The organism is Psychroflexus maritimus (assembly GCF_011089875.1).
Taxonomy (GTDB): Bacteria; Bacteroidota; Bacteroidia; order Flavobacteriales; family Flavobacteriaceae; genus Psychroflexus; species Psychroflexus maritimus.
On the sequence record NZ_JAANAS010000013.1, the window covers coordinates 69,622 to 88,619 of the forward strand.

At 34.4% G+C, this 18,998-nt stretch carries 12 protein-coding genes and 1 pseudogene; 9 read left to right on the top strand and 4 right to left on the bottom strand.

Features of this window, described 5'->3' with window-relative positions:
• Positions 1-19: 19 nt before the first annotated feature.
• Complete coding sequence (locus tag G7034_RS02000; RefSeq protein ID WP_187349847.1) at positions 20-856, top strand: universal stress protein; 837 nt, start codon at positions 20-22, stop codon at positions 854-856.
• 144 nt (positions 857-1,000) lie between these two features.
• Positions 1,001-1,837 carry an alpha/beta fold hydrolase gene (locus tag G7034_RS02005; RefSeq protein ID WP_166399291.1) on the top strand — a complete coding sequence of 279 codons (837 nt, stop codon included), beginning with the start codon at positions 1,001-1,003 and terminating at the stop codon, positions 1,835-1,837.
• A 152-nt stretch (positions 1,838-1,989) separates the two neighbouring features.
• On the opposite strand, the gene G7034_RS02010 is transcribed toward G7034_RS02005, so the two are convergent.
• Genes G7034_RS02010 through mnmA form a run of 3 tightly spaced genes read right to left on the bottom strand, consistent with a single transcriptional unit; the run spans position 1,990 to position 4,485 of the window.
• Positions 1,990-2,298, bottom strand: coding sequence for a YbaB/EbfC family nucleoid-associated protein (locus tag G7034_RS02010; RefSeq protein ID WP_166399292.1), 309 nt, complete (start codon positions 2,296-2,298; stop codon positions 1,990-1,992).
• Positions 2,299-2,352: 54 nt separating this feature from the next.
• Entirely contained in the window at positions 2,353-3,297 is a 945-nt protein-coding gene (locus tag G7034_RS02015) for an NAD(P)H-dependent flavin oxidoreductase (RefSeq protein ID WP_166399293.1), read from the bottom strand.
• A 12-nt stretch (positions 3,298-3,309) separates the two neighbouring features.
• Positions 3,310-4,485: a tRNA 2-thiouridine(34) synthase MnmA gene (gene mnmA, locus G7034_RS02020; protein WP_166399294.1), complete on the bottom strand. Its 1,176-nt coding sequence runs from the start codon at positions 4,483-4,485 to the stop codon at positions 3,310-3,312.
• 273 nt (positions 4,486-4,758) lie between these two features.
• Here mnmA and G7034_RS02025 point away from each other — a divergent pair, with 273 nt between their 5' ends.
• The 7 genes and pseudogenes from G7034_RS02025 (at position 4,759) to tnpA (ending at position 17,912) form a co-directional block, all read left to right on the top strand.
• The gene (locus G7034_RS02025; protein ID WP_166399295.1) at positions 4,759-6,636 is read left to right on the top strand and encodes a DNA topoisomerase IV subunit B; all 1,878 of its coding nucleotides are present in this window, start codon (positions 4,759-4,761) and stop codon (positions 6,634-6,636) included.
• Positions 6,637-6,773: 137 nt separating this feature from the next.
• Complete coding sequence (locus G7034_RS02030) at positions 6,774-9,383, top strand: DNA gyrase/topoisomerase IV subunit A (protein ID WP_166399296.1); 2,610 nt, start codon at positions 6,774-6,776, stop codon at positions 9,381-9,383.
• Between the two features lie 79 nt (positions 9,384-9,462).
• Positions 9,463-12,375: an FAD-binding and (Fe-S)-binding domain-containing protein gene (locus G7034_RS02035; protein WP_166399297.1), complete on the top strand. Its 2,913-nt coding sequence runs from the start codon at positions 9,463-9,465 to the stop codon at positions 12,373-12,375.
• 141 nt (positions 12,376-12,516) lie between these two features.
• Complete coding sequence (locus G7034_RS02040; protein WP_166399298.1) at positions 12,517-15,150, top strand: valine--tRNA ligase; 2,634 nt, start codon at positions 12,517-12,519, stop codon at positions 15,148-15,150.
• 59 nt (positions 15,151-15,209) lie between these two features.
• Positions 15,210-15,551 (top strand): phosphomannose isomerase type II C-terminal cupin domain, encoded by a 342-nt coding sequence (locus G7034_RS02045; RefSeq protein WP_166399299.1) that lies wholly within the window; start codon positions 15,210-15,212, stop codon positions 15,549-15,551.
• Positions 15,552-15,621: 70 nt separating this feature from the next.
• Complete coding sequence (locus tag G7034_RS02050; protein WP_166399300.1) at positions 15,622-17,418, top strand: SLC13 family permease; 1,797 nt, start codon at positions 15,622-15,624, stop codon at positions 17,416-17,418.
• Positions 17,419-17,526: 108 nt separating this feature from the next.
• Positions 17,527-17,912 (top strand): annotated as a pseudogene (tnpA, locus tag G7034_RS02055) (IS200/IS605 family transposase).
• A 66-nt stretch (positions 17,913-17,978) separates the two neighbouring features.
• Here tnpA and G7034_RS12010 read toward each other — a convergent pair.
• Positions 17,979-18,401, bottom strand: a complete 423-nt coding sequence (locus tag G7034_RS12010) for a DUF6252 family protein (protein ID WP_166399301.1) — start codon at positions 18,399-18,401, stop codon at positions 17,979-17,981.
• Positions 18,402-18,998: the final 597 nt, after the last annotated feature.

The window sequence follows — 18,998 nt, forward strand, 5'->3', positions numbered from 1 at the left end:
CCTTTAAAAACTATATAAGATGATTAAGAATATTTTAGTTCCCGTAGATTTTTCAAAGCCCGCAGAAAATGCGCTTAAAGTGGCTGTACAATTAGCTAAAAAAAATGATGCTAAAATTACTGTTTTGCACGTTATTGAATTAGCAGAATCTCTTTTTGGTACAGAACAATTTAATGTTGATGATGAGCAGATTCTGTTTTTTATGAAAGTGGCAAAGAAAAAATTTGATAAGTTCTTGCAAAAAGATTACCTAGAAGGCGTAGATTTTATTGATGTTGTTGATGTTGGACCAGCCTCTTATGTAATTAGTGAAAACATTGAAAAACAAAATGCAGATTTAGTTTTGATGGGGTCAACAGGCGCAAGCGGTTTACAAGAAGTCTTGATTGGTTCTAACACTGAAAAGATTGTGAGAAGGTCTGAGGTTCCTGTTTTAGTTGTGAAAAAGGAAATGAAGGAATTTGCTATCAAAAACGTCATTTTTGCTTCAAACTTTGAAATGGAAAGTATAGAAGCTTTTAAAAAAGCTAAAGTATTTGCTGATAGTTTTGATGCCAAAATGGAACTTTTATATGTAAACTTACCAGGTAATCAGTTTTATAGCACAGAAGAAATTAGAGAACAAATGAGGTCTTTCTTAAATGAAGTGCAAGTTCCTTTTAGCCGTGATCATATAATTATTCATAACGATTACACCATAGAATTAGGTGTCCTAAATGCTGCTAAAGATGCTAAGTCGGATTTAATAGCTATGCCAACTCATGGAAGAAGAGGCCTTTCTCATTTCTTTAATGGAAGCATAGGCGAGGATGTGGTGAATCATTCTACATTACCCGTAATCACTTTTAAGATTTAGTAATTTCAATTTAATTATATAAACCAGGGCTTAACAAGCTTTGGTTTATTTTTTTAATTTATACAACCAAATAAATTGATTAATTCTGCAACAGAACTAACTAATCTTAACTAAATTGTTGAAATTTGAATAAAATATTGAAGTATGAACTATATCACAACTAAAGATTTCCAAAAAGGTAATCCAATTAAATTAGCTTATCAAGATTTTGGTGAAGGCCAACCCCTTGTTTTTATTCATGGCTGGCCATTAAGTCAAAGAATGTGGGAATATCAAATTCCTTTTTTTGTGAATAAATCTTATCGCGTTATTACCTATGATAGAAGAGGTTTTGGGCAATCTGATCAACCTTGGAAAGGCTACGATTACAACAAAATGGCTTCCGATTTAAATGAACTTTTGGAGCAATTAGATTTATCTAACGTAATTCTTGTTGGTTTTTCTATGGGTGGAGGAGAAGTAACTCGCTTTATTAGTAATTACGGCAGTAAACGTATAGCTAAAGCGGTATTGATGTCTTCTATAGCTCCATTTTTACTCGAAACAGATACTAATCCTAATGGTGTAGATGCATCAGTTTTTGAGGGAATGAAGCAAGGAATTAGTAAGGATCGAGCCGATTTCTTTAAAGGTTTTGGAAGAAATTTTGTTAACCTTGAAAAGAATAAAGACCGTGTTAGCGAAGCACAAGTTGAATTGAATTGGAACATCGCTCTTTCGGCTTCTAGAAAAGCAACTCTAGATTGTGTGGATGCTTTTGGAAAAACTGATTTACGAAAGGATTGCCAATCAATAGGTATTCCAACGCTTATCCTTCATGGTGATGACGACGCTATTGTGCCTTTTGAAGTTGCTGGTAAAAAGGCTCATCAACTAATTGAAGGTGCAGAATTAAAAATTATAAAAGGCGCTCCTCACGGACTTACTTTTACGCATCATGAAGAAGTAAATGAGGCGCTACTTAGCTTTATTAAAAAATAAGCCCAGTTTAAAACTAAAAAAGTCCCCACTCAAAAATACAATTTGAACTGAGGACTTTTTTGTATTAACGCCAGATTTTTTGTAAAAGTGAACAGGCTCAAAAGTGCTTATTTTTAAAATTCATGCACTAAGTTTCCTGAACTCACAAGCACTTAAAATGGCATGTTTGGCATGCCTTCTTTGGCAATAGCTCCTAATTCTGCCTCTTGAGTTTCAGTAGCTCTTTTGATGGCTTTGTTTAGTGTTAAAATCAAATAGTCTTCTAATTGTTCTTTGTCTTCTAAGAGTTGATCACTAATTTCAATCGATTTGATTTCTCGATTGGCAGTAATGTTTACTTTTAACAAATCGTCATTCGATTTCTCTTCTAAACTTACATGGTCTAGTTGCTTTTTGGCTTCTTCAACTTTAGCTTGGGTTTCTTTGATTTTATTCATCATACCCATCATATCTCCAAACATATTTTTTGTTTTAATTAAAATTTCGATTTATTTAATTTGAAAAAATCAGTATTATTACAATTTACTAACTTGCTTTTTAGCTTCTTCAAATTCCTTTAAAATACTTTTTACTATATCTTCAGCTGGCAAAATATCATCAATAAGTCCAGATATTTGGCCAATTTCAAGCTCACCTTGTTCAAGATCACCTTCAAACATTCCTTTTTTTGCTCTTGCTCTTCCTAAGAGTTCTTTTAATTCTTCAACACTTGGCGCTTTTTGATAAAGTGTTTCAATATCTTGATAAAATTTATTTTTCAATAAGCGAACTGGAGCCAATTCTTTTAGGGTTAGCTTAGTATCACCTTCCTTAGCTTTAATAACTTCATTTTTAAAATTTATATGTGATGAAGCCTCTTTAGAGGCCACAAATCGCGTACCTATTTGAACCGCTTCAGCTCCTAATATCATCGCTGCTAGCATAGCTTTTCCTGTAGCAATGCCTCCCGCTGCAATCAGAGGGATTTTAAGTTCTTTAGCTACCATAGGGATTAAAGTTAGGCTGGTGGTTTCTTCCCTACCGTTGTGTCCACCAGCTTCAAACCCTTCGGCAACCACTGCATCAACTCCTGCCGCTTGTGCTTTTAAAGCAAATTTTACACTACTTATCACATGTACAACTTTTATTCCATGCGATTTTAAGTGGGAAGTCCATGTTTTTGGATTACCAGCTGAGGTAAAAACGATAGGTACTTTTTCATCAATGATAATTTTCATAATCTCATCAAGGTCTGGATAAAGCATGGGAACGTTAACAGCGAAGGGTTTTGAGCTTGCTTTTTTACATTTTTGAAGGTGTTCTTTCAAAATATCAGGATACATTGAGCCTGCGCCAATAATACCAAGTCCGCCAGCATTAGAAACGGCGCTTGCTAATTTCCAACCACTAGCCCAAATCATTCCTGCTTGAATGAGCGGATATTCTATACCAAATAATTCTGTAATTCTATTTTTACTCATGAGTTAAATTTTTTACGCAATTACTCCAGAACCTAAAAGCTCATCGTCATCATACCAAGCTACAAATTGTCCTTCGGCAATAGCATTTTGCGGATTTTCAAAAATAACATACAATCCTTGATGCGTTAGATGAAGCTCGGCATGTTCTAATTTTTGCCGGTACCTAATTCTAGCGGCCACTTTCATTTTTTCGCCTATAGCTAGCGCTAAGTCTGTTCTTACCCAGTGAACTTCATGTGGTTTTACTAATAAACCTCTTCGTTTAAGTCCTGGGTGTTGTTTGCTTTGACCAACATAAATAGTATTGGTCTCAACATCCGTATCAATAACAAATAGAGGCAAAGGAGTTCCACCAACAGCCAGTCCTTTTCTTTGTCCTTTAGTAAAAAAATGTGCTCCGTTGTGTTCGCCTACTTTTTTTCCATCCGCTGCTTGGTAGTTATACTTATGGCTTAATTTTTCCAATTCAGAATTAGCTTCTATAGGTTTTTTGTATATTGATGAGTTCGCATCAATTTCAATAATATCTCCCTGCTTGGGCTGTAACTTTTGTTGAAGAAAATCTGGAAGCCTAACTTTTCCAATAAAGCATAAACCTTGAGAATCTTTTTTATTTGCTGTAATTAAATTTTGTTCAGTTGCAATTCTTCTTACATCCTCTTTCTGAAGATTACCTACCGGGAATAAGATTTTAGCTAGTTGATTTTGAGAAACTTGACATAGAAAATAAGATTGATCTTTGTTGTTATCTAAGCCAGCTTTTAGTTGATAAATTGTTTTTCCTTCTTTTTCAAAAGAAGATTTTCTGCAATAATGCCCAGTGGCTACGTAATCGGCTCCCAGGTTTTCAGCAATTTTCAGAAAAACATCAAATTTAATTTCGCGATTGCAGAGTACATCAGGATTAGGTGTTCTTCCTTCTTGATATTCATTAAACATATAATCTACAATTTTTTCTTTGTAGGCTTTGCTTAAATCTACAGTTTGAAAAGGAATGCCTAGTTTTTCTGCAACTAACATAGCATCGTTAGAATCTTCAAGCCAAGGACATTCATCACTAATGGTTACCGAGTCATCGTGCCAATTCTTCATGAATAGTCCAATAACGTCATACCCCATTTCTTTACACAAATAAGCGGTAACACTGGAGTCAACCCCTCCGCTTAATCCCACTACAACTCGTTTCATTAATTCTTTCAATTTAACTGCAAAAATAAGCTTTTTCTTAGGTTTTGTAAATTGTTTTTAAGTTCGATTTATGTTTCTTACCTATGCTGAAATAAGAATTGTTGATAAGGTAAATCTTGAAAAAGTAGTCTAAATTAGAAAGCTACTTTAGACTTTTAATCATAATTTTAACTCGATTAAACGATAGAAAATCTAGTTACAACTTTGTTTTAAAAACGAAAGAAAATTAGTATTTTTGATTAAAATTAGTATCTTTCCGCATCATTTAAATTTATGGCAGAACAAACAAAGTACACTGAAGATAATATCAAGTCATTAGACTGGAAAGAGCATATTAGAATGCGACCAGGAATGTATATTGGTAAGCTTGGCGATGGTTCTAGTGCCGATGATGGCATTTATATTTTGTTAAAAGAAGTCCTTGATAATTCTATTGATGAATTTGTGATGGGGGCTGGTAAAACCATTGAGATTTCTATTCAAAATAACCGAGTAATTGTTCGTGATTATGGTAGAGGCATTCCGTTAGGAAAAGTAGTTGATGTTGTTTCTAAGATGAATACTGGAGGAAAATATGATACCAAAGCCTTTAAAAAATCGGTAGGTTTAAACGGAGTAGGTACCAAGGCAGTAAATGCTTTGTCTAATTATTTTAGGGTAGAATCTACTCGTGACGGTAAATCGGTTGCTGCAGAATTTGAAATGGGCAATCTTGTGAATGAAGAAAAGCTAGATGAAACTTCACGAAGAAAAGGAACCAAAGTAACTTTTACCCCAGATGAGGTCATCTTTAAAAAGTACAAGTTCCGAATGGAATACATTGAACGTATGATTAAAAACTACGTTTATTTGAATCCAGGATTAACCATTATGCTGAATGGTGAAAAATTTTATTCGGAAGAAGGGCTGAAAGATTTGTTGGGTGATGGAATTAATGAGGAAGACCGACTTTTCCCAATTATTCACTTAAGAGGCGATGATATTGAAGTGGCTTTAACCTATAGTAAATCGCAATATTCAGAAGAATATCATTCTTTTGTTAATGGACAACATACCACGCAAGGAGGAACTCATTTAACGGCTTTTAAAGAGGCTATTGTAAAAACTGTTCGAGAATTTTTTGGTAAGAATTACGAGCCTAGCGATATTCGGAAGTCTATTTCTTCCGCAATTTCCATCAAAGTAATGGAGCCAGTTTTTGAAAGTCAGACTAAAACCAAACTTGGATCTACCGATATGGGGGGAGATAAGCCCACAGTTAGAACCTTTATCCTTGATTTTGTAAAGCGTAACCTTGATAATTACTTACATAAAAACACAGAAACCGCAGCAAAGCTTCAGCGAAAAATATTACAAGCAGAACGCGAGCGTAAAGATTTATCGGGCATCCGAAAATTAGCAAGAGAGCGCGCTAAAAAAGCAAGCCTACACAATAAAAAACTCCGAGATTGTAGGATTCATTTAGGCGATGTTAAAAAGGAAGCTTACTTAGATACCACCCTTTTTATTACCGAGGGAGATTCAGCTAGCGGTAGTATTACAAAATCTAGAAATGTTAATACTCAAGCTGTTTTTAGCTTAAAAGGTAAACCCCTAAATTCATTTGGATTAAGTAAGAAAATAGTTTATGAAAACGAAGAGTTTAATCTTTTGCAAGCCGCCTTAAATATTGAAGATTCATTAGAAGACCTTCGTTATAATAATATTGTAATTGCCACCGATGCCGATGTAGATGGTATGCATATTCGACTTTTAATAATTACGTTTTTTCTTCAGTTTTTTCCTGAATTGATTAGAAATGGACATTTATATATTCTTCAAACCCCTTTGTTTAGGGTAAGAAATAAAAAAGAAACTATTTATTGTTATTCTGAAGAAGAACGAAGAAATGCAATAAAAAAACTTACTGGAAAACCAGAAATTACCCGATTTAAAGGATTAGGTGAAATTTCACCAGACGAATTTAAACACTTTATTGGTGATGATATTCGGCTTGACCCTGTAATGCTAGATAAAGAAAAAACCATAGAGGAGTTACTTACTTTTTATATGGGAAAAAATACCCCAGACCGACAAGAATTTATTATTGATAATTTAAGGCTAGAGGTTGATTTAGTAGAAGAGATAGAAGATGAGATTAACAAATCATAATGTAGTTAAAGCAATTACTTGTTTTTGTTTGCATACAAGGAAAATAGCTAGTACCTAGTACTTTTGTAAAACCTAAAAAAACAAATTTTACCAAGCAATCATTAAAAATAATTCAAGAAAATAAGCAGTCATAATTTATGAGCGAAGAACAAACACCAGAAGAAAATTCTACTCCTAATGATGAATTAATCAAGGTAACTGGCATGTACCAAGATTGGTTTTTGGATTATGCTTCTTATGTAATTATGGAAAGAGCCGTTCCTGCGCTAGAAGACGGTTTTAAACCCGTACAACGTAGGATTCTTCATTCCATGAAGGATTTAGATGATGGTAGATACAACAAAGTAGCCAATATTGTTGGACATACCATGCAATACCACCCGCATGGAGATGCCAGTATTGCGGATGCTATTGTTCAATTAGGACAAAAAGACTTGCTAATTGACGCGCAAGGAAACTGGGGAAATACCTTAACAGGCGACCGTGCAGCGGCTTCAAGATACATTGAAGCTAGGTTGTCAAAATTTGCCTTAGATGTTGTCTTTAATCCCAAAACTACGCAATGGCAATTATCTTACGACGGTAGAAAGAAAGAGCCCGTAAATTTACCGGTTAAATTTCCTATGATTTTAGCGCAAGGCGCTGAAGGTATTGCCGTAGGTTTAAGTACACGAATCTTACCGCATAACTTTAATGAACTTATTGATGCTTCAATAAAACACTTAGAAGGTAAAAAATTCACTTTATATCCTGACTTCCCAAGTGCTGGAGTTATGGATGTGGCAGAATACAACGATGGGATGCGAGGGGGTAAAATTAGACTTCGAGCAAAAATTGAAGTTTTAGACAAAAAAACCTTAGTCATTAACGAAATTCCCTACGGCACCAATACAGGTACAATTATCGATTCTATTTTAAAAGCAAATGATAAGGGAAAAATAAAAGTTAAAAAAATTGAAGATAATACCTCTTCACAAGTAGAGATTTTAGTTCATCTTCCTAATAATATTTCGCCCGATAAAACCATTGATGCTCTGTTTGCATTCACCCAATGCGAGACTTCAATTTCACCATTAGCTTGTGTTATTTACGAAGATAAACCACAGTTTTTACCGGTTTCTGAATTACTGAGAAAAAGTACAGACCATACCGTTCATCTCCTTAAAAGAGAGTTGGAAATTGAATTGGATGAACTAGAAGAAAAATGGCACTTTGCTTCATTAGAACGTATTTTTATTGAAAATAGAATCTACCGAGATATTGAAGATAAGGAAACCTGGGAAGAAGTTCTAAAAGCTATTGATGATGGATTAAAACCTCATATTTCACACCTAAAAAGAGCAGTTACCCAAGAGGATTTAATTCGGTTAACAGAAATTAAAATTAAGCGAATTTCAAAATTTGACTTAGATAAGGCTCAACAAAAAATTGAAACTTTAGAGGCTGATATTGAACAAGTAAAACATCATTTAAATCACTTAGTAGAATATTCTATTGCTCATTTTGAACGACTAAAAGCAACCTATGGAAAAGGGCGTGAGCGTAAAACAGAAATTCGACCTTTTGAGGATATTGAAGCTACAAAAGTAGTGATTAGAAATGCTAAACTATACGTGAATAGAAAGGAAGGTTTTATTGGAACTTCCTTGAAAAAAGAAGAATATGTAACCGATTGTTCTGATATAGATGATGTGATTTGCTTTACAGAAGATGGAACAATGATGGTTACCAAGGTGGATACCAAAACTTTCATTGGAAAAAATATCCTGTACCTAGGAATCTTCAAAAAGAAAGATAAACGCACTATTTACAATCTAATTTATAGAGATGGTAAAAAAGGACATAATTTCATGAAACGCTTTGCTGTAACTTCAATGACTAGAAATAGAGCATACAATGTTGGTCAAGGTAAACCCGGTACCAAAGTGCTCTATTTTTCTGCTAATCCTAATGGAGAAGCAGAGTTGGTAGGCATTTACCTCAAACAAATTAAAGGCGTCAGGAAAGTAAAATTTGATTTAGATTTTTCCGATTTAAAAATTAAAGGTCGTGGGGTAAAAGGAAACCTAGTAACCAAGCAATCCATTAAAAAAATTGAGCTGAAAGAAAAAGGTGTTTCTACTTTAAAACCAAGAAAAATTTGGTTTGATGAAACTGTAAAACGACTAAATGTTGATGAGCGTGGAGAACTTTTGGGCGCATTTAGAGGAGAAGATCGAATCTTAATCATCACGCAAGCGGGGATGGTTAAAACCATTAGACCTGAACTAACTACTCACTTTGAAAATAACATTATTGTTATGGAAAAGTGGAATCCTAAAAAACCGATTTCTGCTGTTTATTTTGAAGGCGAAAAAGAGCGTTTCTATGTTAAACGATTCTTTGTAGAAAATGAAGAAAAGGAAGAAAATATTCTTACCGATCATAAAGATTCTTACTTAGAGGTAGTAAGTACTGATTGGATTCCTCAAATTGATGTTCAATTCACCAAACAACGCGGTAAGGAAAGACGACCCAATGAAGTGCTTAATTTGAAAGAGTTTATTTCGGTTAAAGGAATTAATGCTATGGGAAATCAACTTACCCCTGAAAAGGTAAATGCTATTGATTTGATTGCTCCTATTCCTTTTGAACCCGAAGAAAATCAACCCGCAAACGATGTTGATGTAGTTGACGAGGAAGAAGTTAAGTCGAATGGAAATGCACAATCGCCTAGTTTGTTTGATGAAATGGAAGAGGAAGATTAATTTGCTTACATATTAACGATAGCCCTATTAATTTTTACTAAATTATAAGTTGGCTAAACTTTTTGATAACTATGCACACATGCAGAAGGCATTAAATAAATTGAAGAATTGCCTGGAAGGCGAATTATACGATTCGCCTTTGTATCAATCGATGTATGCAACAGATGCTTCTATTTATCGTTCTTTGCCAATGGCGGTAGCTTATCCTAAAAGCACCAAAGACCTTCAGCAATTAATACATTTTGCTCAACAAGAAAAAACCTCTTTAATCCCTAGGTCTGGCGGGACTTCTCTAGCTGGTCAATGTGTTGGAGAGGGAATTGTGGTAGATGTATCTAAACACCTCAATCAAATTCTAAGTTTTTCAGCAGAAAAAAAACAAATCACTGTTCAACCAGGAATTATTCGTGACCAACTAAATAATTTCTTAAAACCCTACGGCTTATTTTTTGGCCCAAATACCTCCACCTCAAACCGATGTACAATTGGTGGAATGTTTGGTAATAATTCTAGCGGAACAACCTCTATTAAATACGGCGTAACCAGAGACCATGTTGTTAGTTGTAAATTATTAACCTACTCAGGTAAAGAGGTTTACATTAAGCCACTCTCAAAAAATGAATTTGAAGAAGCCATCAAAAAGCCAACACCTCTAGGGAAAGTACTACAAGATTTGCACAAGTTTTTGCATAATGAAAGGCTTCAACACTTAGTTGATAATCATTTTCCTTCGCCTAATATTCATCGTAGAAATACGGGGTATGCGCTAGACGAGTTATTAAATTCTGAAATTTATAAATCCAACTCAAATTTACCATTCAATTTATGCAAATTGTTAGCAGGAAGCGAAGGAACATTAGGCTTAGTAACTGAAATCACACTGCAATTACAAGCGCTTCCTCCCCAAAAAAACATATTGCTTGCTTGTCATTTTGACTCCATAAAAGCTAGTTTGGAAGCTGTGAATATTGCCATGAAACATTCGCTTTTTACTTGCGAATTAATGGATAAAGCTATTTTAGATTGCACAAAAAATCAGCTGAAATACAAAGATTACCGCTTTTTTATTCAAGGTGACCCTGAAGCTATTTTAATGTTGGAACTTCGGTCTGATGAGGATGAAGATTTAAATCAACAGACTTCAGCTTTAATTCAGCATCTAAAAAATGAAACAAAGGTGTATGCCATTTCTAAGCTAATTGATGAGCAAATTTCAATGGCGATGGAACTACGCTCTGCAGGTTTGGGGCTATTAGGAAACATGAATGGAGACGAAAAACCTGTAGCTTGCATTGAAGACACGGCTGTTGCTTTAGAAGATTTACCAAATTATATAGAAGAATTTTCTGAATTAATGAACAAGCACCAACAAAAAACTGTGTATTATGCACATGCTGGCGCTGGCGAATTACACCTTAGGCCTATTTTAAATCTCAAAACTGAAGTTGGTAAAAAACAACTAAAAGCAATTAGTAAAGAAGTCGCTTTTCTAGTAAAAAAATACAAAGGTTCTTTAAGCGGAGAGCACGGCGACGGAAGGGTAAGGGCTTCTTATTTACCCCTCATGTTAGGCGAAGAATTATACAGCCAATTGAAACAATTGAAGTTAATTTTTGATCCTCATCAAATTTTTAACCCCCATAAAATAATAGATGCTTTACCCATAGATGAAGATTTGCGTTTTCTTGAGAATACTCCTCAGTCTTCTAGTGTAATGCAATTTCAAAAAGAAGGTGGACTTTATCAAGCCACAGAAAAGTGTAATGGTTCTGGTGAGTGCCGGCAAGTTTTTACGGGTAATGAAACTATGTGCCCCAGTTATCATGTGACTAAAAATGAAGTTGACTCTACACGTGCACGTGCTAATGCGTTAAGAGAATTTTTGAATTCAAAAGAGAATGAAAGAGGTTTAGAAATCAATGACTTAGAAGAAACTTTTGATTTGTGTGTTTCTTGTAAAGCCTGCAAAAGAGAATGTCCTAGTTCGGTAGATGTGAGTGCGTTTAAGGCAGAGTATCTTCAACAGAAAATGGATAAAAATGGAATCTCCTTAAGCGATTGGGTTTTTGGACATATTCATCTAGTCAATGCATTAGGAACAAAAATCTCTTCCTTATATAATTTTTCAGTTCAAAATAACTATTTATCTAAGATAACTAAGTCCCTTATAGGCGTTCATCATCAACGAAGTTTACCCAAATTACCTGCTAAATCACTGCTTCAACAGGTAAAAGCATTTCAACTGAAGTTTAATCAGCTTGAAAACCCTATTAAAGAAGTATATTTCTTTATCGATGAATTCACTAACTATTTTGATTCTGCTATTGGAAAAGAATGTTTCGATTTACTTTACCAATTGAATTATAAAGTCAATTTTGTGACTCATGAAATTAGTGGGAGGGCTTTAATTTCAAAGGGATTTTTGAGAAAAGCAAAAACTATTGCAAACAAAAATATTGCTATTTTTAGTTCGTTAATTAGCGACGAAAAACCTCTTATTGGTCTTGAACCTTCTGCCATACTTTCCTTTAGAGATGAATACATTGGCCTTTCTGAGAATATTCAACAAGCTGAAGAAGTAAGTACTAATGTTTTTTTAATAGAAGAGTTTTTATTGAAAGAGGCGAAACGAGGAGCTATTGATTTTTCTAAATTTAAGGCAACTAAAAAGCAGATAAAAATTCATGTACATTGCCACCAAAAAGCTATGGGAACAGCAAAAACAACCTTCGATTTACTCAACTATATTCCAGCATGGCAAGTCACACTTATACCAACCGCTTGCTGTGGAATGGCAGGAAGTTTTGGATATGAAAAAAAACATTATGAGGTGAGCCAAGCTATGGCCAATCAATCCTTGATTCCAAGCATAAAGAAGGCAAATCAAAACGTGATTATTGTAGCCAACGGGACAAGCTGCCGCCATCAAATTAAAGATGCTTCTAATAAAGTGGCCTTACATCCTGTTCAACTTCTTTATCAAGCTTTGTAATAACTTGATTTTAATTTGTTTAAAACAGTTTTGAGAAAGTGAGAATAATGGAACTCAGGTTATAAGCATAAAGCTTTGCCCATAAAATTGTACAATCCAACGCTAATTGGTATTTTTGCAACTTCAAAAAATAGAATTTTAATGGCTTTAGCAACAAAATATAACGCAAAAGAAGTAGAAGATAAGTGGTATCAATTCTGGTTAGACCAAGGTTTTTTCAATTCTGAAGTCAACGACAAACCAGCTTATACCATTGTCATCCCACCACCAAATGTAACGGGAATACTTCACATGGGGCACATGTTAAACAACACCATTCAAGATGTGTTGATAAGAAGAGCGCGTTTACAAGGTTTCAATGCTTGTTGGGTTCCAGGAACCGATCATGCTTCTATTGCTACTGAGGCTAAGGTAGTTGCTAAATTAAAAGCCGAAGGAATTGATAAATCTTCTATTTCAAGAGATGAATTTTTAAAACATGCTTGGGATTGGACACACAATTATGGAGGAAAAATCCTTGATCAACTTAAGAAATTAGGAGCCTCTTGCGATTGGAATCGGGTGAAGTTTACTATGGATGAGGATTTATACACTTCAGTAATTCATTCATTTGTTGATTTATACGAAAAAGGAAAAATTTATCGGGGTCACCGTATGGTTAATTGGGATCCTGAGGCTAAAACAACACTTTCTGACGAAGAGATTATTTACCAAGAAAAAAACGGAAATCTATATTATATCAATTATCCTATAGAAGGTTCAGAAGAATGTTTAACCATTGCCACTACACGCCCAGAGACTATTTTTGGAGATACCGCAATTTGTATTCATCCAGAAGATGAACGCTATCAACATTTAAAAGGAAAACATGCCGTAGTCCCTGTGGTAGGCAGAAAAATTCCGATTATTCAAGATGAATATGTGGACCTTGAATTTGGAACAGGTTGCTTAAAAGTTACCCCAGCGCATGATGAAAATGATAAAAATTTGGGTGATAAACATCAACTAGAGGTCATTGATATTTTTAATGAAGATGCTAGTTTAAACGCTTTTGGATTACATTATCAAGGACAAGACCGTTTTGAAGCAAGAAAAGCCTTTGCCAACGAATTAAAAGAAAAAGGGTTTTTGGTAAAAACTGAAAATCACTTGAATAAAGTAGGAACATCAGAACGTACAGGTGCTGTGATTGAACCGCGATTATCAGATCAATGGTTCTTAACCATGCAAGATTTAGCTCAACCAGCTATTGATGCTGTATTGAAAGATGAAACAATCAAACTTTTTCCTAAAAAATTTGAAAATACCTACAAACATTGGATGGAAAATATAAGAGATTGGAATATCTCTAGACAACTATGGTGGGGACACAGAATACCTGCTTGGTACATAGGAGAAGGTAAAAATGAGTTTGTGGTTGCTAAAAATGAAGAAGAAGCCTTAGCAAAGGCTATTGAAAAAACAGGAAATTCGTCGCTCAGTTTAGCCGAACTTCACCAAGAAGAGGATGTTTTAGACACATGGTTTTCTTCTTGGTTATGGCCAATGAGTGTTTTTAATGGAATTAATGAACCTGAAAACGAAGAGTTTAAGTATTACTATCCTACTAAAGACTTAGTTACTGGGCCAGATATTTTGTTTTTCTGGGTAGCTCGTATGATTATGGCCGGTTATGAATATACAGAACAAAAACCTTTTGAAAATGTATATTTAACTGGTTTAGTAAGAGATAAACAAGGTCGTAAAATGTCTAAGTCGTTGGGTAACTCGCCAGACGCTTTACAATTAATTGAAGATTTTGGAGCCGATGGTGTACGCGTAGGTCTTTTATTAAGTAATGCCGCCGGAAACGACTTGCTTTTTGATGAAGCGCTTTGCCAACAAGGTAAAGGTTTTGCCAATAAAATCTGGAACGCCTTTAGGCTGATTAAAGGATGGGAAGTAGATGAAAACCTATCAACGCCAAGTTATGCTAAAGCAGGCTTAGATTGGTATGCATCAAGATTTCAACAAGTACTGGAAGAAGTTGATGACCATTTTTCAAAATACAGAATTTCAGATGCATTGATGGCTTCTTATAAATTAGTTTGGGACGATTTCTGTTCATGGTTGTTGGAAATTATCAAACCAAATTATGGAGAGAAAATAGATGCTATCACTTTACAACAAGTTATTTCACTTTTTGAAGATAACCTTAAATTGTTACACCCATTCATGCCTTTTGTTACTGAAGAAATTTGGCAACATATTGCTGAAAGAAACCAAGAAGAGGCTTTGGTTGTGAATCAATGGCCAGTGAAAAAATCTTATCAGAAAGCAAAAACTAAAACTTTTGATTTTATGAAAGAAGTAGTTTCAGGCATAAGAAACGTTCGAAAAGAAAAGAATATTTCATTTAAAGATAGCATTGATTTATTTGTAATTAACAATGAAAATCAAACTAAAGAATTAGATGATTTGATTAAAAAATTAGGCAACATTACCAAGTTAACCTATTCTGATACTTCGGTTGAAGGTGCTTTATCGTATAGGGTAGGAGCCAATGAATATTTTATTCCTTTAAAAGGCGCTATTAACATAGAAGAAGAAATTGAAAAAATTAATGAAGAAATTAAATACTTAAAAGGCTTTTTAAATTCAGTAGAAAAAAAATTAGGTAACGAGCGGTTTGTCAATAATGCACCAGAGCAAGTTGTAGCTTTAGAAAAAAAGAAAAAATCTGATGCTTTAGCTAAGCTAAAAACCCTTGAAATAAGCTTAAAAAGTTTAGCTTAAGTTTTGAATTTTTTTGAATTTTTTATTTAATTTCGTTTGCTCGCATTAACTTTAAATTTATGGAAGTAGGAGAAAGACCTTGGGGAAAGTATTATGTCTTAGAAGACAAGAAAACTCATAAAGTTAAACGCATTGAGGTAAACCCTAATCAACGTTTATCGTATCAATATCACAATCATCGGTCTGAAGTTTGGACTATTATTAGTGGTGAAGCCCTAGTAATTTTAGATGATGAAGAACATTTGCTCTATCCAGGTGAGGTGATTAAAATCCCACAAGGAGCTAAACACCGAATTAAAAACCCAGGACAAGAGATTCTTACTTTTGTAGAAGTACAATACGGCTCCTATTTTGGAGAAGACGATATTATTAGAATTCAAGACGATTATGCAAGAGAATAAAAAAAATCGATGATTCGATTTTTTTTACATTTAATCTCTACTAATTTGATAGACTTTATATATTTGTAAAATGATTTCAGCAAGTTTTATTACGGTAGCAATAATAATTTTGGCCATCATACTTTTTGCCACAGAAAAAATTCCTGTTGACTTAAGTGCCATTATTATCATGCTTTTGCTTGTTTTTACAGGAGTAATCTCAGCAGAAGAGGGAGTAGCAGGGTTTAGTAATAAAGCCACTATTACTGTTGCTTTTATGTTTATTTTAAGCGAAGCCTTGTTAAAAACTGGCGCGCTTCAAGTGCTTACACAACGCTTGTCTAAAAAATTTAAAAACAATAGCAATGTTGGTTTAATATTAATGATGATTTTTATCGCTGTTATTTCAGCTTTTATTAATAATACCCCAGTTGTAGCTATGTTTATTCCTGTAGTAATTCAGCTTGGTCACCGTTCAAATATAGATCCCTCCAAAATGTTAATCCCCCTATCATTTGCCTCTATCTTTGGTGGAATGTGTACCTTAATTGGAACATCAACTAATATTTTGGTAAGTGGTATAGCTGAAAAAGAAGGACTGCCTTCTATAGGAATGTTTGAAATGTCAAAAATTGGTGTAATTCTTCTTGTTGTGGGTATTTTATACATGAGCTTAATAGGTAAAAAACTCTTACCAGAACGCAATCAAAAAAGCAATTTTTCACCTTCCAATAACAACCGTACTTACATCACACAAATCCAAATTCTAGAAAATTCTTCCATAATAGGTCAACCGATTATGGATACCGATTTAGTGAAAGATTTAGATATTGATGTTATTGAAGTGCGTAGAGAGCAAACTAAAATTGATCAACCTTCAGGAGATTTTGTTTTGTTTGAAGGCGATTTACTGAAGCTAAGATGTGATGTGGACAAAATTAAAGCCTTAAAAGACGAAGTGAAAATTTTGGTGAAGGATGTTATTCAGATAGGTGATTCTAATTTTAAAGACAACAAAACTTCAATTGTAGAATTAGTGATAACCTCTAATTCTCCTATTCTAGAACAAACCCTTAAGAAAGTTGATTTTAGAAGACGCTACAGGGCGATTCCGCTAGCTATAAAACATCGAGATGAAATTGTAGATCAGGATTTGTATGAAGTTGATTTAAAGGCGGGTGACGTAATTCTTGCTGAAGTGAAATCGCATTACTTAGACCAATTAAAAGCCTATGAAACTCAGAAAAACGCTCCCTTTTTATTGCTTTCTGAAGATCCTATAACCAGTTTTAATCAAAAAAACTTTTGGATTGTCCTTGGTTTGCTTTTACTTATGGTTACTTCGGCAAGTTTTGGGTGGATAGATATCATGATTGGAGCCATTTCTTCAGTTGCAATTTTAGCCTTGCTTAAAGTGATGAAGATGAAGGAAATCTATCAATCTGTAAATTGGAGTATTGTTTTTCTTTTAGCTTGTGCATTAAGTTTAGGAACGGCCATGAATAATACTGGTTTAGCAACTAAAATAGGCGAATTTATTATTCATAGTTTAGGTAATTGGGGCTTAGTTGCAGTAATTTCTGGTTTGTATTTAGCCACTTCTTTGCTCACCGAGTTAATGTCTAATAACGCTTCAGCAGCTTTAATGACACCCATAGCCATTGCCGTAGCTTCTAGTTTAGGTATGGATGCGCTTCCATTTTTAATCACTGTTATGATTGCTGCTTCAGCAACTTTCATGACTCCTATTGGCTATCAAACTAATACCATGGTTTATGCTTCGGGGAATTATAAATTTAAGGATTTTTTGAAAGTTGGAGTGGGGTTAAATTTGATCTTTTGGGTCTTAACTTCACTACTAATTCCTTTTTTTTATTGGTCTCAATAATAGTTAAAACTAGGCACTTGAGTGCATTTCGCTTTAGCTTCTAAAAATACTTACCTTTGTTATATGAATAATCAATGGGCAAATGGACATCCTGTTTCGAGATAAACTGTGCACTTGGTTTGGAGCACCAAGTATTGCTATTCAGTTTTAAATGGAGATATTTAGAAGCGTTGTCGTGAGATTCTGATTCAAGTTTCTGATGCCGAAAGTATTAGTATATTAAAGGGAGTTGTAAGTAAAGATCATATTCACATGCCTGTAGAGTATTGACCCTCGCAATATATCAGCACTTTAGTAAAAAAGCTAAAAGGCAGAAGCTCAAGAAAACTCAACAAGAGTTTCCAAAATTGCAAAAGTGCTATTGGGGCAGCTATTTTTGGGCAATAGGTTTTGGATGTTGGAGTACAGGCAAAATAACTGATGAAATGGTAAATGAATACTTGGAGCATCATCGGAAATCAGGTAATGACTCAGATAATTTTATACTTGAGTAATCACGTACAGCTGACTTTCAGTCAAGATAAAACCTATGGACTTCAAGTCCAAAGTGGTTTAGTTTATTAGTATGTTACATCAAAACGACCTTCTCTAATTTCAACTATTTCACCCTCTTCATTGACAGCATCAAACCAAAATGTACCAGAAATTATTGAGCTAGAAAGGTCTAGTCTTGTTATTGTTAATTCTCCTGTATTATTTGTATTCGTATAAAAATTATATGAATTACTTAAATTATAACTCCCACCACCACCAGTGAAGTTACCATTATCATGATTATTTTTATTTAAAACATATACTTGTCCTGCTTCAAGGTTTATTTTTAAAACTCCAATATGTATACTTTTAACTCCAACTCCTCTTTGGTCTTTAAATGAAAGTGAAAAATAATAATCTCCCTCAAAAAATTGATAATTTACGACAACTGTAGGATTAATCCCTTCATGTTTAGGTAAAAAGACCTTTCCATCTACTAAACATCCCACAGTGTTAGCTCCAGTTGTGTGTCCTGAGTTGCGTTAGGATACGAAGATAATAATTAGTTCTTTGAAAACGCAACAAAACTTTATTAGAGATGATAGACTTTAATATTAGGTAAGAAACGAGCTAACCCCTTTAAAATAGGTAAAGTTAGAAGTCTCACACACAGCTATATTAAAGAATTGGACTATCGGATAGGACTTTCAGGAGTCGTTTCCAAACCGCCTTGAGGTGCTGAATTTAAGAGATTTGGTATTGAGCGTCAAGGTTAAAGCAAGTTCATAATCGTTTGTAGGATTAGTGATTGTATGGTGTGGTTATAGGAGTTGAACGCAAGTGAACCCTTATGGAGGTGTCGAAAATAACATTTACTGTGTCAAAATCAATGGGGTCAGCGACCTAAAGAGACAAAAGTGTAGCGGAGAACCTGATTACTGGCTACACGACACACGGCATAAAGAGGGCAAGACCTATAACTAGGCTCTAATAAGGAACAGGAGAACCAAATTCAAGATGTCAAGCAAGAACGCTAACAATCCCAGAGTGGAAAAGGCAAAGAGTAGCGAAGCTTGAGTTTGGGGCGGATGAAGTCGTAGTAGCGA